9 protein-coding genes, 1 tRNA gene and 3 rRNA genes are annotated in these 20,758 nt (G+C 65.8%); 10 read left to right on the forward strand and 3 right to left on the reverse strand.

Features of this window, described 5'->3' with window-relative positions:
- The first annotated feature begins 3 nt into the window (after positions 1–3).
- Entirely contained in the window at positions 4–456 is a 453-nt protein-coding gene (locus tag Q2K21_RS08775; protein WP_310768396.1) for a tetratricopeptide repeat protein, read from the forward strand.
- A gap of 145 nt (positions 457–601) precedes the next feature.
- On the opposite strand, the gene Q2K21_RS08780 is transcribed toward Q2K21_RS08775, so the two are convergent.
- Positions 602–1,159, reverse strand: a complete 558-nt coding sequence (locus Q2K21_RS08780; protein ID WP_310768399.1) for a hypothetical protein — start codon at positions 1,157–1,159, stop codon at positions 602–604.
- A gap of 119 nt (positions 1,160–1,278) precedes the next feature.
- Positions 1,279–1,515, reverse strand: a complete 237-nt coding sequence (locus tag Q2K21_RS08785; protein WP_310768401.1) for a hypothetical protein — start codon at positions 1,513–1,515, stop codon at positions 1,279–1,281.
- 257 nt (positions 1,516–1,772) lie between these two features.
- Between Q2K21_RS08785 and thyX the strand changes: the two genes are divergently transcribed.
- The 8 genes from thyX to Q2K21_RS08825 all read left to right on the forward strand — a co-directional run bounded on the left by thyX (position 1,773) and on the right by Q2K21_RS08825 (position 12,041).
- A complete protein-coding gene (gene thyX / locus Q2K21_RS08790) occupies positions 1,773–2,513 on the forward strand; it encodes an FAD-dependent thymidylate synthase (RefSeq protein WP_310768403.1) in 741 nt (246 codons plus the stop codon).
- Between the two features lie 211 nt (positions 2,514–2,724).
- Positions 2,725–3,624 carry a 4-hydroxy-tetrahydrodipicolinate synthase gene (gene dapA / locus Q2K21_RS08795; protein WP_310768405.1) on the forward strand — a complete coding sequence of 300 codons (900 nt, stop codon included), beginning with the start codon at positions 2,725–2,727 and terminating at the stop codon, positions 3,622–3,624.
- Between the two features lie 128 nt (positions 3,625–3,752).
- Complete coding sequence (locus tag Q2K21_RS08800; protein ID WP_310768407.1) at positions 3,753–5,438, forward strand: ribonuclease J; 1,686 nt, start codon at positions 3,753–3,755, stop codon at positions 5,436–5,438.
- Positions 5,439–5,940: 502 nt separating this feature from the next.
- Positions 5,941–7,466: ribosomal RNA gene (locus tag Q2K21_RS08805) — 16S ribosomal RNA — on the forward strand.
- A 316-nt stretch (positions 7,467–7,782) separates the two neighbouring features.
- Positions 7,783–10,903, forward strand: a 23S ribosomal RNA gene (locus Q2K21_RS08810).
- Between the two features lie 88 nt (positions 10,904–10,991).
- Positions 10,992–11,108 (forward strand): 5S ribosomal RNA (rrf, locus tag Q2K21_RS08815).
- Together the 16S, 23S and 5S rRNA genes form the textbook arrangement of a ribosomal RNA operon.
- A 112-nt stretch (positions 11,109–11,220) precedes the next feature.
- Positions 11,221–11,883 carry a DegT/DnrJ/EryC1/StrS family aminotransferase gene (locus Q2K21_RS08820; RefSeq protein WP_310780742.1) on the forward strand — a complete coding sequence of 221 codons (663 nt, stop codon included), beginning with the start codon at positions 11,221–11,223 and terminating at the stop codon, positions 11,881–11,883.
- Between the two features lie 85 nt (positions 11,884–11,968).
- Positions 11,969–12,041, forward strand: a tRNA-Thr gene (locus Q2K21_RS08825).
- 73 nt (positions 12,042–12,114) lie between these two features.
- Here Q2K21_RS08825 and Q2K21_RS08830 read toward each other — a convergent pair.
- Positions 12,115–14,865, reverse strand: coding sequence for a SpoIIE family protein phosphatase (locus tag Q2K21_RS08830; RefSeq protein ID WP_310780745.1), 2,751 nt, complete (start codon positions 14,863–14,865; stop codon positions 12,115–12,117).
- Between the two features lie 376 nt (positions 14,866–15,241).
- Here Q2K21_RS08830 and Q2K21_RS08835 point away from each other — a divergent pair, with 376 nt between their 5' ends.
- Positions 15,242–20,710: a HAMP domain-containing protein gene (locus Q2K21_RS08835; protein WP_310768409.1), complete on the forward strand. Its 5,469-nt coding sequence runs from the start codon at positions 15,242–15,244 to the stop codon at positions 20,708–20,710.
- Positions 20,711–20,758 lie beyond the last annotated feature (48 nt).

Consider the following 20,758-nt stretch of genomic DNA (forward strand, 5'->3'; position numbering starts at 1 on the left):
ACGATGCGCGCGAAGATCACCTACGCCGTCACGGCCGCCGTCCTGGTCGTCTACTTCGTCCTGGTCGGCAGCCGCGGCGTGCTCCTGATCCAGGACGCCACCCCGGTCACCGTCACCTTCGGTGTCGCGGTGCTGATTCTGCCGGTCATCGGCGTCTGGTTCCTCTGGAAGAACACGCAGTTCGTCCGCAAGGCCAACCGGCTCGCCGCCGAGCTGGACGCCGAGGGCGGCCTGCCACTCGACGAGCTGCGGCGCACGCCGAGCGGCCGGATCGACCGCGATTCGGCCGACGAGGTCTTCGCCAGGCGCAAGGCGGAGACGGAGGCCGCCCCGGACGACTGGCGCAGCTGGTTCCGGCTGGCGATCGCCTACCACGACGCCCGTGACACGCCCCGCGCCCGCAAGGCGATGCAGCGGGCGATCGCCCTGCGCGAGGGCAGGACGGTCGAGGCCTGACCGCCACGACGTCACGGCCTCGTCGGCGAACGCCGGAGGGGCTGATAAATCAACCCCTCCGGCGTTTGAGGAGCGGGGGTCCGGGGCGGAGCCCCCGAATAGGGGTCTGGGGCACAGCCCCAGCAGGGGACTGACGCGTACCGCGTCAGTCCCGGCAGTACTCCGCGGCCCACGCCTCGATCGAGTCCGCCGCCCGGTCGAAGGCCTGCGGACGCGCCAGGAAGTCGGCGCTGTGCGTGGTCAGCAACGACGGCATGTCCCCCGGCGCGCGGTCCTTGCGTACGAGCGTCAGGGCCTGACCCTGCACCGTGCGCGGCAGCCCGAGCCAGCGCACCGGCTGCTGGACCGTCCGTACCGTGACGACCTGCTCCCAGGGCGTCGTGCGCGTGCCGAGGAACGCCACCCGGCGCAGCCCGCGCGCGCTCACCCAGACACCCACGCGCAGCATCCGCAGGGCGCCGGCGATGACGGCCAGCGCGATGCCCAGGACCGCGCCGGCGGCTGACAGCGTGCCGGTGAAGGCGATGATGACCGCCGCGACGAGAACGTACGAGGCGAGCAGCAGCAGGAGGGCGCCGGCGCCCACCCGCCAGGGGCCGGGGCGGTAGGGGCGCCGCCAGCGGTCGCGGTCGTCGTAGGGCAGCGGGATGTCGTCCGCTGCCTGCTCGTAAGCACGGTCGGCCGTCAGGAAGGGCAGGGGCACGACTGATCCTCACTCGGTTCATGGGGGTTGTGCCCGGTGAGGCTATCGAGCCGTGTCCTTGCTCACCACCCGCGGGGGCCAGGGGGATGCCTCTCCGCCAGTCGGGCGGAGAGGAAGCCTCAGCGGCCGTTGGAGGCCACGGAGTGCTGTGTCGCGGCGGGCGACGGGGTCGACAGGGCCGGCGTGCCTACGACCAGCGCGCCGACGAGTCCCGCGACGATGGTGAGCCCCAGCAACCAGCGCCCGGCTATCTGGCCGGCGGAGGCGCGCTCGCGCGGCGGGGGAGCGACATTGCTGCGGAACGAGTCGGCTTCGGTGAGGAAGGCGAACGGAACGGGCTCGCGCCGACGGGACATGGGAGCGCTTCTCCTCTGGGGATCGCAGGGACCGGGGATCCGATCCGGGACTTGGTGAAGACCGGATGACGCGAACGAATCGCCGTCACTGACACAGACGCACGAGCGAAGCAAAAGGTGCCTGTTTCGCCGATTTCGCTGAAGTTCGACGAAGTTCGCCGACGAATGTCGTGGCCCGGCATCGAACGCCCCGTTGTCAGTGCCGGGCCGTAGAGTGGGCGCCGCCCGAGCATGTGATGGGAAGGACCTTCTACGCCGTGACCGACACCCCCGCCGACGACCTCAAGCCCAGCTTCCGCAGTGACGTCACCGTCGAGCTGGTCAAGCACAGCGCGGCCGACTCCGACGTGCTGTGGGCCGCCCGCGTCTCCACCGCCGGCGAGCAGTCCCTGGACGAGCTGAAGAAGGACCCCGAGCGCTCCAAGGGCCTGATCAACTACCTGATGCGGGACCGGCACGGCAGCCCCTTCGAGCACAACTCGATGACGTTCTTCATCAGCGCCCCGATCTTCGTCTTCCGCGAGTTCATGCGGCATCGCGTGGGCTGGTCGTACAACGAGGAGTCGGGCCGGTACCGGGAGCTCCAGCCGGTCTTCTACGTCCCCGACGAGTCCCGCAAGCTCGTGCAGGAGGGCCGCCCGGGCAAGTACGTCTTCGTCGAGGGCACCCAGGCGCAGCAGGAGCTGGTCGGCCGCGCCATGGAGGACGCGTACGTACACGCGTACGAGGCGTACCAGGAGATGCTCGCCGCCGGTGTCGCCCGCGAGGTCGCCCGCTCGGTTCTCCCGGTCGGCCTGTTCTCCTCGATGTACGCGACCTGCAACGCCCGCTCCCTGATGCACTTCCTCGGCCTGCGCACCCAGCACGAGCTGGCGAAGGTGCCGTCCTTCCCGCAGCGGGAGATCGAGATGGTCGGCGAGAGGATGGAGGCGGAGTGGGCCAAGCTCATGCCCCTCACGTACGCCGCCTTCAACGCCAACGGGCGCCTGGCGCCGTAGCGCACACCCGCTTCCCTGTCAGGGACAGATGTACGGATCAGCCGAGCGAAGTGTCCGTATTGCGGCATTTCGAGAAGTTCATCTAGCCTGATCAAACGGACCCGGCACTGCTTGAACCCCCGAGCAGGCAGTGCCGGGCTCCGCATTTGTCATGACTTTTCCCGGACCCCGAGGGCAGACCGCGCCCGGAGCAGCGAGTAGCGTGTTACCCATGGCTCCGACCTCCACTCCGCAGATCCCCTTCGGGCGGATCCTCACCGCCATGGTCACGCCCTTCACGGCGGACGGCGCACTCGACCTCGACGGCGCGCAGCGGCTTGCCACCCACCTGGTGGACGCAGGCAACGACGGCCTGATCATCAACGGCACCACCGGCGAGTCCCCCACCACCAGCGACGCGGAGAAATCGGAGCTCGTACGGGCCGTCCTGGAGGCAGTCGGCGACCGCGCCCACATCATCGCCGGCGTCGGCACGAACGACACCCACCACAGCATCGAACTGGCGCACGCGGCACAGAAGGCCGGCGCGCACGGCCTGCTGACCGTGACGCCGTACTACAACAAGCCCCCGCAGGAGGGCCTGTACCGGCACTTCACGGCCATCGCCGACGCCACCGAGCTGCCGGTCATGCTCTACGACATCCCGGGCCGCAGCGGCGTCCCGATCAACACCGAGACCATCGTGCGCCTCGCCGAGCACCCGCGGATCGTGGCCAACAAGGACGCCAAGGGCGACCTCGGCCGCGCCGGCTGGGCCATCGCCCGGTCCGGCCTCGCCTGGTACTCAGGCGACGACATGCTGAACCTGCCCCTGCTCTCGGTGGGCGCGGTCGGCTTCGTCTCGGTCGTCGGCCATGTCGTCACGCCCGAACTGCGCGCGATGGCCGAGGCCTACGCGAGCGGCGACGTCCAGAAGGCGCTGGAGATCCACCAGAAGCTGCTCCCGGTCTTCACCGGCATGTTCCGCACCCAGGGCGTCATGACCACCAAGGCCGCGCTCGCCCTCCAGGGCCTGCCCGCCGGACCGCTGCGCGCCCCCATGGTCGAGTGCTCGCCCGAGGAGATCGCCCAGCTCAAGATCGATCTTGCTGCCGGCGGGGTACAGCTCTGACAACGGACTTCACAACTGAATAGGCAGGACACAGGTGCCTGCACCCCACACCAACAACTGCTTTTGCACGAACGTCATGCGCGCCACGTGCCCGACAGGTACGTGGCGCGCATGGTGAGGAGAGTCTTTTGAGTCATCCGCATCCTGAACTCGGCCCGCCGCCGAAGCTCCCCCAGGGCGGCCTGAGGGTCACCCCGCTCGGCGGCCTCGGGGAAATCGGCCGGAACATGACCGTCTTCGAGTACGGCGGCCGCCTGCTGATCGTCGACTGCGGAGTGCTCTTCCCGGAGGAGGAGCAGCCCGGAATCGACCTGATCCTGCCGGACTTCTCGTCGATCCGCGACCGCCTCGACGACGTCGAGGGCATCGTGCTCACGCACGGGCACGAGGACCACATCGGCGGCGTTCCGTTCCTGCTGCGGGAGAAGCCCGACATCCCGCTGATCGGCTCCAAGCTGACCCTCGCCCTGATCGAGGCGAAGCTCCAGGAACACCGCATCCGCCCGTACACGCTCGAGGTCGCGGAAGGCGGGCGCGAGCGCATCGGCCCCTTCGACTGCGAGTTCATCGCGGTCAACCACTCCATCCCCGACGCCCTGGCCGTGGCCATCCGCACCCCGGCCGGTATGGCGGTCCACACGGGCGACTTCAAGATGGACCAGCTGCCACTGGACAACCGTCTGACGGATCTCCATGCGTTCGCACGGCTGAGCGAGGAAGGCATCGACCTCCTCCTCACCGACTCCACCAACGCCGAGGTCCCCGGGTTCACCCCGCACGAGCGGGACATCTCCAATGTTCTGCGCCAGGTCTTCGCGGGTGCCCGCAAGCGGATCATCGTGGCGAGCTTCGCCAGCCACGTCCACCGCATCCAGCAGATTCTGGACGCGGCGCACGAATACGGCCGCCGGGTCGCCTTCGTAGGCCGCTCGATGGTCCGGAACATGGGCATCGCACGGGACCTGGGCTACCTGAAGGTCCCGCCGGGCCTGGTCGTGGACGTGAAGACGCTGGACGACCTGCCGGACGAACAGGTGGTCCTCGTCTGCACGGGCTCCCAGGGCGAGCCGATGGCCGCGCTGTCGCGCATGGCGAACCGTGACCACCAGATCCGCATCGTCTCGGGCGACACGGTGATCCTGGCGTCGTCGCTGATCCCCGGCAACGAGAACGCGGTGTACCGCGTGATCAACGGCCTGACCCGCTGGGGCGCGAACGTCGTGCACAAGGGCAACGCGAAGGTGCACGTCTCGGGCCACGCGTCCGCGGGTGAGCTGCTGTACTTCTACAACATCTGCCGGCCGAAGAACCTGATGCCGGTCCACGGTGAATGGCGCCACCTGCGGGCGAACGCGGAGCTCGGCGCGCTGACAGGCATCCCGCACGACCGGATCGTCATCGCCGAGGACGGCATCGCCGTCGACCTCATCGAGGGCAAGGCGAAGATCTCCGGCAAGGTCCAGGCCGGCTATGTGTACGTCGACGGCCTCTCGGTCGGCGACGTCGGCGAGCTCGCGCTCAAGGACCGCAAGATCCTCGGCGACGAGGGCATCATCTCGGTCTTCGTCGTGGTGGACTCGTCGACGGGCAAGATCACGGGTGGCCCGCATGTCCATGCCCGTGGCTCGGGTATCGAGGACTCGGCCTTCAGCGAAGTGATCCCGAAGATCACGGAGGTGCTGGAGCGGTCGGCACAGGACGGGGTTGTCGAGCCCCACCAGCTGCAACAGCTGATCCGGCGGACCCTGGGCAAGTGGGTCTCGGACACGTATCGGCGCAGGCCGATGATCCTGCCCGTGGTCGTCGAGGTCTGACGGTCCGTCAAGGCCTCGCGCGGGTGAACCCGGAGCGAGGCGCCTCGATTTGCATCGAGGCGCCTCGCTCCAGTACGTTTACGGCTCCGCCAGCGGGGGAACCCGGTGCAACTGTGCGCCAGGGACCAGCCCCAGCGGGGCGGAAATTCCGACTCAGAATCTCTGATAAAGTCGGAAACGCCGGAAAGGGAAACGCGAGAGCGGAAACCTGGAAAGCGCCGAGGAAATCGGATCGAGAAAAGATCTGATAGAGTCGGAAACGCAAGACCGAAGGGAAGCGCCCGGAGGAAAGCCCGATAGGGTGAGTACAAAGGAAGCGTCCGTTCCTTGAGAACTCAACAGCGTGCCAAAAATCAACGCCAGATATGTTGATACCCCGTCCGTCGGAACAATCCGATGGTCGAGGTTCCTTTGAAAAAACACAGCGAGGACGCTGTGTGCGAGGGGACTATTCCTCCTCTCGCACCGCTCTCGTGGTGTTGAACCGGATTACCGGTAAACATTCACGGAGAGTTTGATCCTGGCTCAGGACGAACGCTGGCGGCGTGCTTAACACATGCAAGTCGAACGATGAACCACTTCGGTGGGGATTAGTGGCGAACGGGTGAGTAACACGTGGGCAATCTGCCCTGCACTCTGGGACAAGCCCTGGAAACGGGGTCTAATACCGGATACGAGGTTCGGAGGCATCTTCGAACTTGGAAAGCTCCGGCGGTGCAGGATGAGCCCGCGGCCTATCAGCTTGTTGGTGAGGTAATGGCTCACCAAGGCGACGACGGGTAGCCGGCCTGAGAGGGCGACCGGCCACACTGGGACTGAGACACGGCCCAGACTCCTACGGGAGGCAGCAGTGGGGAATATTGCACAATGGGCGCAAGCCTGATGCAGCGACGCCGCGTGAGGGATGACGGCCTTCGGGTTGTAAACCTCTTTCAGCAGGGAAGAAGCGAAAGTGACGGTACCTGCAGAAGAAGCGCCGGCTAACTACGTGCCAGCAGCCGCGGTAATACGTAGGGCGCAAGCGTTGTCCGGAATTATTGGGCGTAAAGAGCTCGTAGGCGGCTTGTCACGTCGATTGTGAAAGCCCGAGGCTTAACCTCGGGTCTGCAGTCGATACGGGCTAGCTAGAGTGTGGTAGGGGAGATCGGAATTCCTGGTGTAGCGGTGAAATGCGCAGATATCAGGAGGAACACCGGTGGCGAAGGCGGATCTCTGGGCCATTACTGACGCTGAGGAGCGAAAGCGTGGGGAGCGAACAGGATTAGATACCCTGGTAGTCCACGCCGTAAACGGTGGGAACTAGGTGTTGGCGACATTCCACGTCGTCGGTGCCGCAGCTAACGCATTAAGTTCCCCGCCTGGGGAGTACGGCCGCAAGGCTAAAACTCAAAGGAATTGACGGGGGCCCGCACAAGCGGCGGAGCATGTGGCTTAATTCGACGCAACGCGAAGAACCTTACCAAGGCTTGACATACACCGGAAAGCATTAGAGATAGTGCCCCCCTTGTGGTCGGTGTACAGGTGGTGCATGGCTGTCGTCAGCTCGTGTCGTGAGATGTTGGGTTAAGTCCCGCAACGAGCGCAACCCTTGTTCTGTGTTGCCAGCATGCCCTTCGGGGTGATGGGGACTCACAGGAGACCGCCGGGGTCAACTCGGAGGAAGGTGGGGACGACGTCAAGTCATCATGCCCCTTATGTCTTGGGCTGCACACGTGCTACAATGGCCGGTACAAAGAGCTGCGATACCGTGAGGTGGAGCGAATCTCAAAAAGCCGGTCTCAGTTCGGATTGGGGTCTGCAACTCGACCCCATGAAGTCGGAGTCGCTAGTAATCGCAGATCAGCATTGCTGCGGTGAATACGTTCCCGGGCCTTGTACACACCGCCCGTCACGTCACGAAAGTCGGTAACACCCGAAGCCGGTGGCCCAACCCCTTGTGGGAGGGAGCTGTCGAAGGTGGGACTGGCGATTGGGACGAAGTCGTAACAAGGTAGCCGTACCGGAAGGTGCGGCTGGATCACCTCCTTTCTAAGGAGCACTTCTTACCGGGTTCTTCGGGACACGGTCAGAGGCCAGTACATCGGCGAACGTCCGATGCTGGTTGCTCATGGGTGGAACGTTGATTATTCGGCCAGGACCTCGGGTCGGAGGCTGCTAGTACTGCTCGTAAGAGCGTGGAACGCATGATCTCCGGACGGGAGCTGGCCGGGCACGCTGTTGGGTGTCTGAGGGCACGGCCGCAAGGTCTGTCTTCGATGCCGGCCCCGGTGAAGCACCAAGGTTTTGGTGTGTGACGGGTGGTTGGTCGTTGTTTGAGAACTGCACAGTGGACGCGAGCATCTGTGGCCAAGTTTTTAAGGGCGCACGGTGGATGCCTTGGCACCAGGAACCGATGAAGGACGTGGGAGGCCGCGATAGTCCCCGGGGAGTCGTCAACCAGGCTTTGATCCGGGGGTTTCCGAATGGGGAAACCCGGCAGTCGTCATGGGCTGTCACCCACTGCTGAACACATAGGCAGTGTGGAGGGAACGAGGGGAAGTGAAACATCTCAGTACCCTCAGGAAGAGAAAACAACCGTGATTCCGGGAGTAGTGGCGAGCGAAACCGGATGAGGCCAAACCGTATGCGTGTGAGACCCGGCAGGGGTTGCGCATGCGGGGTTGTGGGATCTCTCTTCTGTTGTCTGCCGGCAACAGGACGAGTCAGAAACCGTTGATGTAGGCGAAGGACATGCGAAAGGTCCGGCGTAGAGGGTAAGACCCCCGTAGTCGAAACGTCAGCGGCTCGTTTGAGAGACACCCAAGTAGCACGGGGCCCGAGAAATCCCGTGTGAATCTGGCGGGACCACCCGCTAAGCCTAAATATTCCCTGGTGACCGATAGCGGATAGTACCGTGAGGGAATGGTGAAAAGTACCGCGGGAGCGGAGTGAAATAGTACCTGAAACCGTGTGCCTACAAGCCGTGGGAGCGTCGGACATCAGCTTGCTGGTGTCTCGTGACTGCGTGCCTTTTGAAGAATGAGCCTGCGAGTTTGCGGTGTGTTGCGAGGTTAACCCGTGTGGGGAAGCCGTAGCGAAAGCGAGTCCGAATAGGGCGTTGGAGTAGCACGCTCAAGACCCGAAGCGGAGTGATCTAGCCATGGGCAGGTTGAAGCGGAGGTAAGACTTCGTGGAGGACCGAACCCACCAGGGTTGAAAACCTGGGGGATGACCTGTGGTTAGGGGTGAAAGGCCAATCAAACTCCGTGATAGCTGGTTCTCCCCGAAATGCATTTAGGTGCAGCGTCGTGTGTTTCTTGCCGGAGGTAGAGCACTGGATAGGCGATGGGCCCTACCGGGTTACTGACCTTAGCCAAACTCCGAATGCCGGTAAGTGAGAGCGCGGCAGTGAGACTGTGGGGGATAAGCTCCATGGTCGAGAGGGAAACAGCCCAGAGCATCGACTAAGGCCCCTAAGCGTACGCTAAGTGGGAAAGGATGTGGAGTCGCACAGACAACCAGGAGGTTGGCTTAGAAGCAGCCACCCTTGAAAGAGTGCGTAATAGCTCACTGGTCTAGTGATTCCGCGCCGACAATGTAGCGGGGCTCAAGCGTACCGCCGAAGTCGTGTCATTGCAGCATATAGGGCCAACGCCTGCTGTGATGGGTAGGGGAGCGTCGTCTGCCGGGTGAAGCAGCACCGGAAGGTAGTTGTGGACGGTTGACGAGTGAGAATGCAGGCATGAGTAGCGATTCACACGTGAGAAACGTGTGCGCCGATTGACTAAGGGTTCCTGGGTCAAGCTGATCTGCCCAGGGTAAGTCGGGACCTAAGGCGAGGCCGACAGGCGTAGTCGATGGATAACCGGTTGATATTCCGGTACCCGCTGTGAAGCGTCAAACATCGAGCATCGTGATGCTAAGGCCGTGAAGCCGTTCCGGACCCTTCGGGGAAAGGAAAGTGGTGGAGCCGCTGAACCAAGCGGTTAGTAGGTGAGTGATGGGGTGACGCAGGAAGGTAGTCCATCCCGGGCGGTGGTTGTCCCGGGGTAAGGGTGTAGGCCGTGCGATAGGCAAATCCGTCGCACATGAGGCTGAGACCTGATGCCGAGCCGATTGTGGTGAAGTGGATGATCCTATGCTGTCGAGAAAAGCCTCTAGCGAGTTTCATGGCGGCCCGTACCCTAAACCGACTCAGGTGGTCAGGTAGAGAATACCGAGGCGTTCGGGTGAACTATGGTTAAGGAACTCGGCAAAATGCCCCCGTAACTTCGGGAGAAGGGGGGCCACACCTGGTGAGGGAACTTGCTTCCTGAGCTGGGGGTGGCCGCAGAGACCAGCGAGAAGCGACTGTTTACTAAAAACACAGGTCCGTGCGAAGCCGTAAGGCGATGTATACGGACTGACGCCTGCCCGGTGCTGGAACGTTAAGGGGACCGGTTAGCTCCATTTCGGTGGGGCGAAGCTGAGAACTTAAGCGCCAGTAAACGGCGGTGGTAACTATAACCATCCTAAGGTAGCGAAATTCCTTGTCGGGTAAGTTCCGACCTGCACGAATGGCGTAACGACTTCTCGACTGTCTCAACCATAGGCCCGGTGAAATTGCACTACGAGTAAAGATGCTCGTTTCGCGCAGCAGGACGGAAAGACCCCGGGACCTTTACTACAGTTTGATATTGGTGTTCGGTTCGGCTTGTGTAGGATAGCTGGGAGACTTTGAAGCGGCCACGCCAGTGGTTGTGGAGTCGTCGTTGAAATACCAGTCTGGTCGTGCTGGATGTCTAACCTGGGTCCGTGATCCGGATCAGGGACAGTGTCTGATGGGTAGTTTAACTGGGGCGGTTGCCTCCTAAAGAGTAACGGAGGCGCCCAAAGGTTCCCTCAGCCTGGTTGGCAATCAGGTGTTGAGTGTAAGTGCACAAGGGAGCTTGACTGTGAGACCGACGGGTCGAGCAGGGACGAAAGTCGGGACTAGTGATCCGGCGGTGGCTTGTGGAAGCGCCGTCGCTCAACGGATAAAAGGTACCCCGGGGATAACAGGCTGATCTTCCCCAAGAGTCCATATCGACGGGATGGTTTGGCACCTCGATGTCGGCTCGTCGCATCCTGGGGCTGGAGTCGGTCCCAAGGGTTGGGCTGTTCGCCCATTAAAGCGGTACGCGAGCTGGGTTTAGAACGTCGTGAGACAGTTCGGTCCCTATCCGCTGTGCGCGTAGGAGTCTTGAGAAGGGCTGTCCCTAGTACGAGAGGACCGGGACGGACGAACCTCTGGTGTGCCAGTTGTTCTGCCAAGGGCATGGCTGGTTGGCTACGTTCGGGAGGGATAACCGCTGAAAGCATCTAAGCGGGAAGCCTGCTTCGAGATGAGGACTCCCACCCACTTGATGGGGTAAGGCTCCCAGTAGACGACTGGGTTGATAGGCCAGATCTGGAAGCACGGCAACGTGTGGAGGTGACTGGTACTAATAGGCCGAGGGCTTGTCCTCAGTTGCTCGCGTCCACTGTGTTGGTTCTGAAACCACGAACAACCCCGCTGTAGTCACAGCAGCGGTCGGGTTGTCTGTTTCATAGTGTTTCGGTGGCCATAGCGTGAGGGAAACGCCCGGTTACATTCCGAACCCGGAAGCTAAGCCTTACAGCGCCGATGGTACTGCAGGGGGGACCCTGTGGGAGAGTAGGACGCCGCCGAACAAATATTCAGAGCTGGTCCCCGAACTTCGGTTCGAGGACCAGCTCTTTTGTTTTGCGTGTCACTTTGCGTTCACTTCGCCGCATCAGCATCCCTGCCATGGGTACTGCAGGAATGCTGGGGGCCGCGGGTATCGGCATCGGTGACGAGGTCATCGTGCCGGCCTTCGGGAATATAGAGGTCGCCGAGGCCGTGACCCTGACGGGCGCGACGCCGGTCTTCGCCGACATAGACCCGGCGACGTACTGCCTGGACCCCGTCGCCGTCGAGGCCATGGTGTCCCCGCAGACCGCCGCGGTCGTCGTCGTCCACCGCTTCGGACGGCCGGCCGATGTCGCGGTCCTCCATGAGGTCGGGCAGCGGCACGGACTTCTGGTGCTGGAGCAGGGGGAGTCCGAGACGCCGTACGCCGAGGTGGCGCAGCGTCGGGAGCGGGCCGCGTATCTCGACCGGCGACTGCGCGGCGTGCGGACGCCCGAGGCCTGCGGCGGTCACACCTATCAGCAGTACGTCGTGCGTGTGCCGGGCAACGGGCGGCCGGACCGGGACGCCTTCGCGCGGGCATTGAGGGCCAAGGGAGTTGAGTGCCGGGTGCCGGTGAAGACGCCGGTGCACCGTGTGCCGGGGCTCCGTCGGGATGTCTGTCTGCCCGAGACCGAGCGGGCCGCCGACGAGACGCTCTCCCTGCCGGTGGACGCGTCGCTGACGAAGCGTGAGATGAACCGGATCGTCTCCGCGTGCAATGCGCTGGGCGGACTGCTGCAGCCCGCTTTCTGATGCGGTGCCCATGATTTGGGAGCACACCCCTGTTCGGGGTATGATCTATTCCGTTGCCGCGAGGGAAACCTCGAAAAGGTGACAGGCCCCTATAGCTCAGTCGGCAGAGCGTCTCCATGGTAAGGAGAAGGTCAACGGTTCGATTCCGTTTGGGGGCTCGGACAAAAGGCCTCGCCCATCAGGGCGAGGCCTTTTTCGTGCCTCGATCCGGGCCCGGGACCCGGGCCTCCCTTACTCCTTCGGAAGGCCCGGAACCCGCATCGCCAGAATCGCCATGTCGTCCGACGGGGCGTCGGACGCGAATCGTTCGACCGCACGCATGATGCGGGCGGCCACCGCACCCGCCGTGAGGCCCGTGCAGGTCGTCAGAACGTCCGCGAGGCCGTCGTCGCCCAGCATGCGCGTGCCCTCGCGGCGCTCGGTGACCCCGTCCGTGACGCACAGCAGGACGTCGCCCGGATCGAGCGTCACCGTCTGCTCGTACAGTTCCAGGTCCTCCATGACACCGAGCAGCGGCTGCGGTTCGGCGGCCGGTTCGACCGTGCCGTCCTGGCGCAGGCGCAGCGGCAGCGGGTGTCCGGCGCAGACCACCTTCAGGACCGCGCTGCCGTCCTCCTGGGGCCACAACTCGCCGTACAGGAGCGTCAGGAAGCGGCTGCGGGCGCCCTCGTCGAGGATCGCGGAGTTCAGGCGCTCCAGGACCGCCGGGCCGCCGAAGCCTTCTCGGGCCAGCAGCCGGAGGGCATGGCGGGCCAGGCCGGTGACCGCCGCCGCCTCCGGTCCCGTACCGCAGACGTCGCCGATGGCGAAGCCGTACGCGCCGTCGCGGATCGGGAAGAGGTCGTAGAAGTCGCCGCCGACCTCGTTGCCCTCGCCGGCCGCGCGGTAGATGACGTCGACCTCGACCCCGTCGACGCGGGGGAGCCCGGGCGGAAGCAGGCTGCGCTGGAGGGACTGGCTGATGGCCGTGCGTTCCGAGTACAGCCGGGCGTTGTCCAGGGCCAGGGCCGCCCGGCGGCTCAAGTCCTCGGCCAGCTCCAGGATTTCCTGGCGGAAGTGTTCGTCCGCCGGCTTGCCGAGCGTCAGCATGCCGATGACGCGGTTGCGGGCGACGAGGGGCAGTACGACCGTCTCGCCGCCCACCGCCGCTGACGTCGCCAGTGTCGTACCGATACCGGAGCTGATTCTCGCGGGCTCGCCCAGGTTGCCCAGGGTGCGCATGGACGTGCGCAGGGCCGCCTGATGGGCCGCCTCCGCGGGAGCCGTCCAGACCCGGGCGCCCGGGGTGGGGATCGGCTCCGGCGGGGGAACCTTCGACAGGAGAGCCTTGAGGCCGTCGATGCGTTCCTCGTCCTCGTGCAGGACGTACGAGAGGTACGGCTCGGAGGCCTGGTCGGCGATCGTGTAGACCGCGCACCAGGTGGCCAGGGTCGGGATCGTCATCTGGGCCATGAGCGCGAGGGTCTGGTCGCGGTCCAGGGTGCCCGCGAGGAGGTCGGAGGCCTCGACGAGGAAGCTCAGCGAGCCTCGGCGAAGGCGCTCCAGCTCGCCCAGGCGGGCGGATTCCACGGCGAGCGCGATGCGGTCGGCCGCGAACTGCAGGCGCAGTGCCTCCTCGTTGGAGTAGCGTGACGGTGCCTCTGCGCCGACGCCGAGGGAGCCGGTGAGGCGGCCCTCGACCTTCAGCGGGACCGTCACCACCGAGCGCATGCCCGTGCCGGCCAGCAGGGGGACCGCGCCCGGTACTGCCGTCAGGTCGTCGTGCACGGCCGGCATACGGGCCGAGCCGTAGCGGCCGGGGCCCGCCTCGACCGGGACGCGGGCGAAGCGCTGGCGGGCGGAGGGCAGGCCGGTCGAGGCGCGTACCTCCAACTCCGTTTCGTCGTCGGTCGCCAGGAGGAGGAAGGCCGCGTCGCCGTCGAGCATGTCGCGGGCGCGCTCGACCGTGCGCTGCAGAAGACCGTCGAGGTCGTCGGGGGGCGGCGAGCCGATGAACACCTCGAAGGGGTCGGCGGCCTGGCCGTCGGGGGCGCTCGCCGTGTCGGGGGCCGGTCCGCGCAACGGGGTCTGCAGGACGGCGCGTTCGTGGTCGCGTACGAGCAGGCAGACCGTGGACGGTTCGCCTGCCGTGTCCCGTACGCGCAGATGAGAGGCGTAGACGGGGGCCACGCGGCCGTCGGCGCCGCGGATGCCGTAGCTGCCTTCCCAGCGCGAGAGTTGGAGCGCCTCGGCGATGCCCGTGCTGGTGCCGGGGGTGTGCGGCCAGGCCGCGAGGTCGGTGAGCGGTTTGCCGGTGACCTGCTCGGCCGCGTATCCGAAGAGTTCCTCCGCGTCCTCGTTCCAGGCGGTGATGGAGCCGGTGCGGTCGATCTGGACGACCGCGACGCGGACCCGGCCGTCGGCGAGCGGGAGCAGGTGGGCGGGGAGTGCGGGGCCCGCCGCGCGCGTGCCCACCGGGCGTTCGGGCAGATGGAGTTGGAACCAGACCTGTTTGTGTGTGGGCGTGTACTCGACGCCCCAGCGGCCGGCCAGGGCGGCGCAGAGCTGGAGGCCGCGGCCGCCCTCGCGGTCGGGGCTGCCCATGCTGACGGCGGTCGACTGCATCGGGAGCTCGCGTTCCGGATACCGGTCGGCGACCTCGATGCGTACGCCGTCGTCGCTGCGCAGGCACAGGACTTCCGCGGAGGTACCGGCGTGCACCACGGCGTTGGTGACCAGTTCGCTCGTGAGGACTACCGCGTCGTCGACGATGTCGGCGAAGCCCCAGCCCTGGAGCGTGTCGCGGACGAAGGACCGGGCGGTCGCGACGGATCGTCCGACGGGCTCGAACTTGGCGGCCGCGCGCGCGGTGATCACAGAACTCCTCGTCCGGTTGTCGACGTGCAGGGCTCCTGGGCCGACCCACTCCTGCCGAGGCAGTGGCTGGCTCCCCGTCTCCCGGGGATCCTGCTGCGGTCCTCCGGGATGCAGTCCGGTGGTCATGGTGCGGCGCCCCTCCGATGCCTGCCCGCTCGTGCTCGTGCCACCGCCCAGGCCGGTCGGACCGGTGCGGCTGGACAGCCGCATGCAAGGTTACTTACCTTCGCCGTCCGTGCGGATGCCGGTCGCCGGTGTTTACCCCCGGAGTGTGTGCGGACGATGTGCGAAGCTGCCGAACTGTTATGGCCTGGTTCAGGCATGGTGAAACACTGGGCAAGCTTCCAGAGAAGGTTCGGGCAGGCCGAGTGTGTTCCGCCATGCAGGGCAGGAGCATGCGGGCGTGCCTGGTCCATCGGGCAGCGGCAGGCAGCAGTAACCGGTACGTCGAGCAGTACCTCTGAGCACAGCAGTGATGGTCGACCCCTGCGGGAGGGACACAGTGGAGTCTGGCGCAGCGACGCGGAGCACAAAGACGCGCGCAAAAGGCGGACAGTCCCTGAGTAACCAGCGCAAACCGCGCAATGGCACCACCGCGGTGGACACGGCGGCCCTGAACCGGCTGTTGGCGGCCCTGGTGTCCATGAGGGACGGCAATTTCCGGAAGCGGCTGACGGTCTCCGGTGATGGAGTCATGTCCGAAATCGCCGCCGTTTTCAACGAGGTGGCCGACCGGAATCTGCATCTGACCGGGGAGCTGGCGCGGGTGCGGCGGACGGTGGGCCGCGAGGGCAAGCTCACCGAGCGGCTGGAGACGGGGGCCTGTGAGGGTTCCTGGGCGGCCGCGATCGACGCTTCCAACGCGCTCGTCGACGATCTCGTACGGCCCGTCTCCGAGGTCGGCCGGGTGCTGTCCGCGGTGGCCGAGGGTGATCTGTCGCCGCGCATGGAGCTGCGGACCGCGGGGCCGGACGGTCCCGGGCATCCGCTGCGCGGTGAGTTCCTCAAGGTCGGGCGTACGGTCAACAATCTGGTCGACCAGCTGTCGACGTTCACCGACGAGGTCACGCGGGTGGCCAGCGAGGTCGGTACCGAGGGCAAGTTGGGCGGACAGGCGCGAGTGCGCGGTATGTCCGGTTCGTGGAAGGATCTCACGGACTCTGTCAATACGATGGCGTACCGGCTGACTGCGCAGGTGCGGGACATCGCTCTGGTGACGACGGCGGTCGCGAAGGGTGACTTGTCCCGGAAGGTCACGGTTCATGTCGCCGGCGAGATGCTGGAGCTGAAGGAAACCGTCAACACGATGGTGGACCAGCTGTCCTCCTTCTCCTCCGAGGTGACCCGCGTCGCCCGCGAGGTGGGCACCGAGGGCGAGCTGGGCGGGCAGGCGCAGGTGCCCGGTGTGGCCGGCGTGTGGAAGGACCTCACCGACTCGGTGAACCTCATGGCCGGCAATCTGACCGCTCAGGTGCGAGGGATCGCGCAGGTGACGACCGCGGTCGCCAACGGTGACCTGTCGCAGAAGGTGACCGTGTCGGCGCGGGGCGAGGTCGCGCAGCTCGCGGAGACGATCAACCAGATGACCGAGACGCTGCGCACGTTCGCGGACGAGGTCACCCGGGTCGCCAACGAGGTCGGCGGCGAGGGCCGGCTCGGCGGGCAGGCGAACGTGCCGGGTGCGGCGGGCACGTGGAAGGACCTCACCGATTCGGTGAACACGGTCTTCCGGAACCTGACCACTCAGGTGCGGGACATCGCCGCCGTGACGACGGCGGTGGCCAGCGGTGACCTCTCGCAGAAGGTCACCGTCGACGTGGCCGGCGAGATGCTGGAGCTGAAGAACACCGTCAACACGATGGTGGACCAGCTGTCCGCCTTCGGCTCCGAGGTCACCCGCGTGGCGCGGGAGATCGGTGTCGAGGGTGAGCTGGGCGGCCAGGCGCAGGTGCCCGGCGCCGCCGGCACGTGGAAGGACCTGACGGACTCCGTCAACACCGCGTTCCGCAACCTCACCGGACAGGTCCGCAACATCGCCCAGGTGACGACGGCGGTGGCCAACGGCGACCTGTCGCAGAAGGTCACCGTGGACGTCTCCGGCGAGATGCTCCAGCTGAAGAACACCGTGAACACGATGGTGGACCAGCTGTCGAACTTCGCCGAGCAGGTCACGCGCATGGCGCGGGACGTGGGCACGGAGGGCCGCCTGGGCGGCCAGGCCGTGGTGCCGGGCGTCAGCGGCACCTGGAAGGAGCTCACCGATTCCGTCAACTTCATGGCGGGCAACCTCACCACGCAGGTACGGCGCATCGCCCAGGTCACCACGGCGGTGGCGCGTGGAGACCTGTCGCAGAAGATCGATGTGGACGCGCGCGGCGAGATCCTGGAGCTGAAGAACACCATCAACAACCTGGTGGACCAGCTCTCCGCCTTCGCCGAGCAGGTGACGCGGGTGGCCCGCGAGGTGGGCACGGAAGGCCGGCTCGGCGGTCAGGCGCAAGTGCCCGGCGTGGCCGGCGTGTGGCGTGATCTGACCGACTCCGTCAACTTCATGGCCGGCAACCTCACCACCCAGGTGCGCAACATCGCGCAGGTCGCGACCGCGGTGGCGCGCGGTGACCTGTCGCAGAAGATCGATGTGGACGCGCGCGGCGAGATCCTGGAGCTGAAGAACACCCTCAATACGATGGTCGACCAGCTGTCCAACTTCGCCGAGCAGGTCACGCGGGTGGCCCGTGAGGTGGGCACCGAGGGCATCCTCGGCGGGCAGGCGGAGGTCCAGGGGGTCTCCGGCACCTGGAAGGACCTCACGCAGTCCGTGAACTTCATGGCGAACAACCTGACCATCCAGGTGCGCAACATCGCCGAGGTCACGACCGCGGTAGCCAAGGGCGACCTGTCCAAGAAGATCACCGTCGACGCCAAGGGCGAGATCCTCGAACTGGTCACCACCGTCAACACGATGGTCGACCAGCTGTCGTCCTTCGCCGAGCAGGTGACGCGGGTGGCCCGTGAGGTGGGCACCGAGGGCATCCTCGGCGGCCAGGCGCACGTCCCCGGCGTCACCGGCATCTGGAAGGACCTCAACGACAACGTCAACCTGATGGCCAACAACCTGACCACGCAGGTGCGCAACATCTCCCAGGTCGCGGCGGCCGTCGCCAACGGCGACCTGACACGGACCGTGACGATCGAGGCGCGCGGCGAGGTCCAGCAGCTCGCCGACACCTTCAACACCATGGTGAAGACGCTGAGTTCGTTCGCCGACCAGGTCACCAAGGTGGCCCGCGAGGTGGGCACGGACGGCATCCTCGGCGGCCAGGCGCACGTACCGGGTGTGGCCGGCACGTGGAAGGACCTCACCGAGTCCGTGAACCAGATGGCGTCCAACCTCACCGGCCAGGTGCGCAACATCGCGATGGTCACCACGGCCATCGCCAAGGGCGATCTGACCAAGAAGATCGACATCGATGCGCGCGGCGAGATCCTGGAGCTGAAGACCACCATCAACACCATGGTCGACCAGCTGTCCTCCTTCGCCGAGGAGGTCACCAGGGTCGCCCGCGAGGTGGGTACGGAGGGCCAGCTCGGTGGCCAGGCACGCGTGCGTGACGTCGACGGCACATGGCGGGACCTCACCGAGTCGGTGAACGAGATGGCCGGGAACCTGACCCGGCAGGTGCGCGCCATCGCGCGCGTGGCGACCGCGGTGACCCGCGGCGACCTCAACCTGAAGATCGACGTGGACGCCGCCGGCGAGATCCAGGAGCTTCAGGACTACATCAACAAGATGATCGCCAACCTGCGTGACACCACGATCGCCAACAAGGAGCAGGACTGGCTCAAGGGCAACCTGGCCCGCATCTCCGCCCTGATGCAGGGCCGCCGCGACCTGGACGACGTGGCCTCGCTGATCATGAGCGAGTTGACGCCGGTGGTCTCCGCGCAGCACGGCGCGTTCTTCCTCGCCATGCCGCTGGTCGACGGCAAGGACCAGGGCGCGGGCACGGACGACGCGTACGAGCTGCGCATGCTGGGGTCGTACGGCTACTCGATGGGCTCCATGCCGACGTCGTTCCGGCCGGGTGAGGCGCTGATCGGTACGGCCGCCGAGGAGAAGCGCACGATCCTGGTGGAGAACGCGCCGAGCGGCTATCTGAAGATCTCCTCCGGGCTCGGGGAGGCGCCGCCCGCGCAGGTCATCGTCCTTCCGGTGCTCTTCGAGGGGAAGGTGCTCGGCATCATCGAGCTGGCGTCCTTCACGCCGTTCACGCAGATCCAGAAGGACTTCCTCAACCAGATCGCCGAGATGATCGCGACGAGTGTCAACACCATCTCCGTCAACACCAAGACCGAGGTGCTGCTGCGGCAGTCGCAGGAGCTGACGGAGCAACTGAGGCTCCGGTCGGAGGAGTTGGAGCAGCGGCAGAAGGCCCTCCAGGCGTCCAACGCCGAACTGGAGGAGAAGGCCGAGCTGCTGGCCCAGCAGAACCGGGACATCGAGGTCAAGAACACCGAGATCGAGGAGGCGCGGCAGGTCCTGGAGGAGCGCGCCGAGCAGCTCGCGGTCTCCATGCGCTACAAGAGCGAGTTCCTGGCCAACATGTCGCACGAGCTGCGCACGCCGCTCAACTCCCTGCTGATCCTGGCCAAGTTGCTCGCCGACAACGCCGAGGGGAACCTCTCGCCGAAGCAGGTCGAGTTCGCCGAGACCATCCATGGAGCCGGTTCCGACCTGCTCCAGCTGATCAACGACATCCTCGACCTGTCGAAGGTCGAGGCGGGCAAGATGGACGTCTCCCCGACGCGTATCGCGCTCGTCCAGCTCGTCGACTACGTGGAGGCCACCTTCCGGCCGCTGACCGCGGAGAAGGGCCTCGACTTCTCCGTACGGGTCTCGCCCGAGCTGCCCGCGACGCTGCACACCGACGAACAGCGCCTGTTGCAGGTGCTGCGCAACCTGCTGTCCAACGCGGTGAAGTTCACCGACACCGGGGCCGTGGAGCTGGTCATCCGGCCCGCCGGCAGCGACGTCCCGGTGGCCATCAGGGAGCAGCTTCTGGAGGCCGGTTCGCTGCGGGACGCGGATGCGGACCTGATCGCGTTCTCCGTGGCCGACACGGGCATCGGCATCGCGGCCAGCAAGATGCGGGTGATCTTCGAGGCGTTCAAGCAGGCGGACGGCACCACGAGCCGCAAGTACGGCGGTACGGGCCTCGGACTGTCGATCTCGCGGGAGATCGCGCGGCTGCTCGGTGGCGAGATCCATGCGCAGAGTGAGCCCGGACGCGGTTCGACGTTCACCCTGTATTTGCCGCTGCACCCGAGTGAACTGCCGCCGTACGGCTACTCGCAGCTCGCGCCCGCCTTGGAGGCCGACGAGCTGCTGGCGTCCGAGGCGGAGCTGTCCGTGCCGGACATCGAGACGCCGGCCGAGGTGAAGTCGTACCGGGAGACCCAGAACGGGCCCGCGGCGCTCTTCCGGCGCCGCCGCAGGGCGGTCACCGCGGGCGCGCAGCGCGGCGGCGGTACGGGACAGGAGCCGTGGGCCGGCGAGCAGGAGACTCCCGTGCCGCCGCGGCAGGGCATCCGGTTCGACAGCGAGAAGGTGCTGATCGTCGACGACGACATCCGCAACGTCTTCGCGCTCACCAGCGTCCTGGAGCAGCACGGCCTGTCGGTGCTGTACGCCGAGAACGGGCGTGAGGGCATCGAGGTCCTGGAGCAGCACGACGATGTCGCGGTCGTCCTGATGGACATCATGATGCCCGAGATGGACGGATATGCCACGACCACGGCGATCAGGCGGATGCCGCAGTTCGCGGGGCTGCCGATCATCGCGCTGACGGCGAAGGCGATGAAGGGCGACCGGGAGAAGGCCATCGAGTCGGGCGCCTCCGACTACGTGACCAAGCCGGTCGATCCCGATCATCTGCTCTCCGTGATGGAACAGTGGATGCGTGCGGAGTGACGGGAATCCCGAACGTTCACGCGGAGTTGCTGACTGAGGGTGGCCGAA

It is taken from the genome of Streptomyces sp. CGMCC 4.7035, from assembly GCF_031583065.1.
In the GTDB taxonomy this organism is placed as follows: domain Bacteria; phylum Actinomycetota; class Actinomycetes; order Streptomycetales; family Streptomycetaceae; genus Streptomyces; species Streptomyces yaanensis.

Bases quoted from the DNA above. Each gene is read 5' to 3' on its own strand.
- Q2K21_RS08785 (WP_310768401.1), bottom strand. From the start codon at position 1,515: ATGTCCCGTCGGCGCGAGCCCGTTCCGTTCGCCTTCCTCACCGAAGCC.
- Q2K21_RS08775 (WP_310768396.1), top strand. From the start codon at position 4: ATGCGCGCGAAGATCACCTACGCCGTCACGGCCGCCGTCCTGGTCGTC.
- Q2K21_RS08830 (WP_310780745.1), bottom strand. From the start codon at position 14,865: ATGACCACCGGACTGCATCCCGGAGGACCGCAGCAGGATCCCCGGGAG.
- dapA (WP_310768405.1), top strand. From the start codon at position 2,725: ATGGCTCCGACCTCCACTCCGCAGATCCCCTTCGGGCGGATCCTCACC.
- Q2K21_RS08820 (WP_310780742.1), top strand. From the start codon at position 11,221: ATGCTGGGGGCCGCGGGTATCGGCATCGGTGACGAGGTCATCGTGCCG.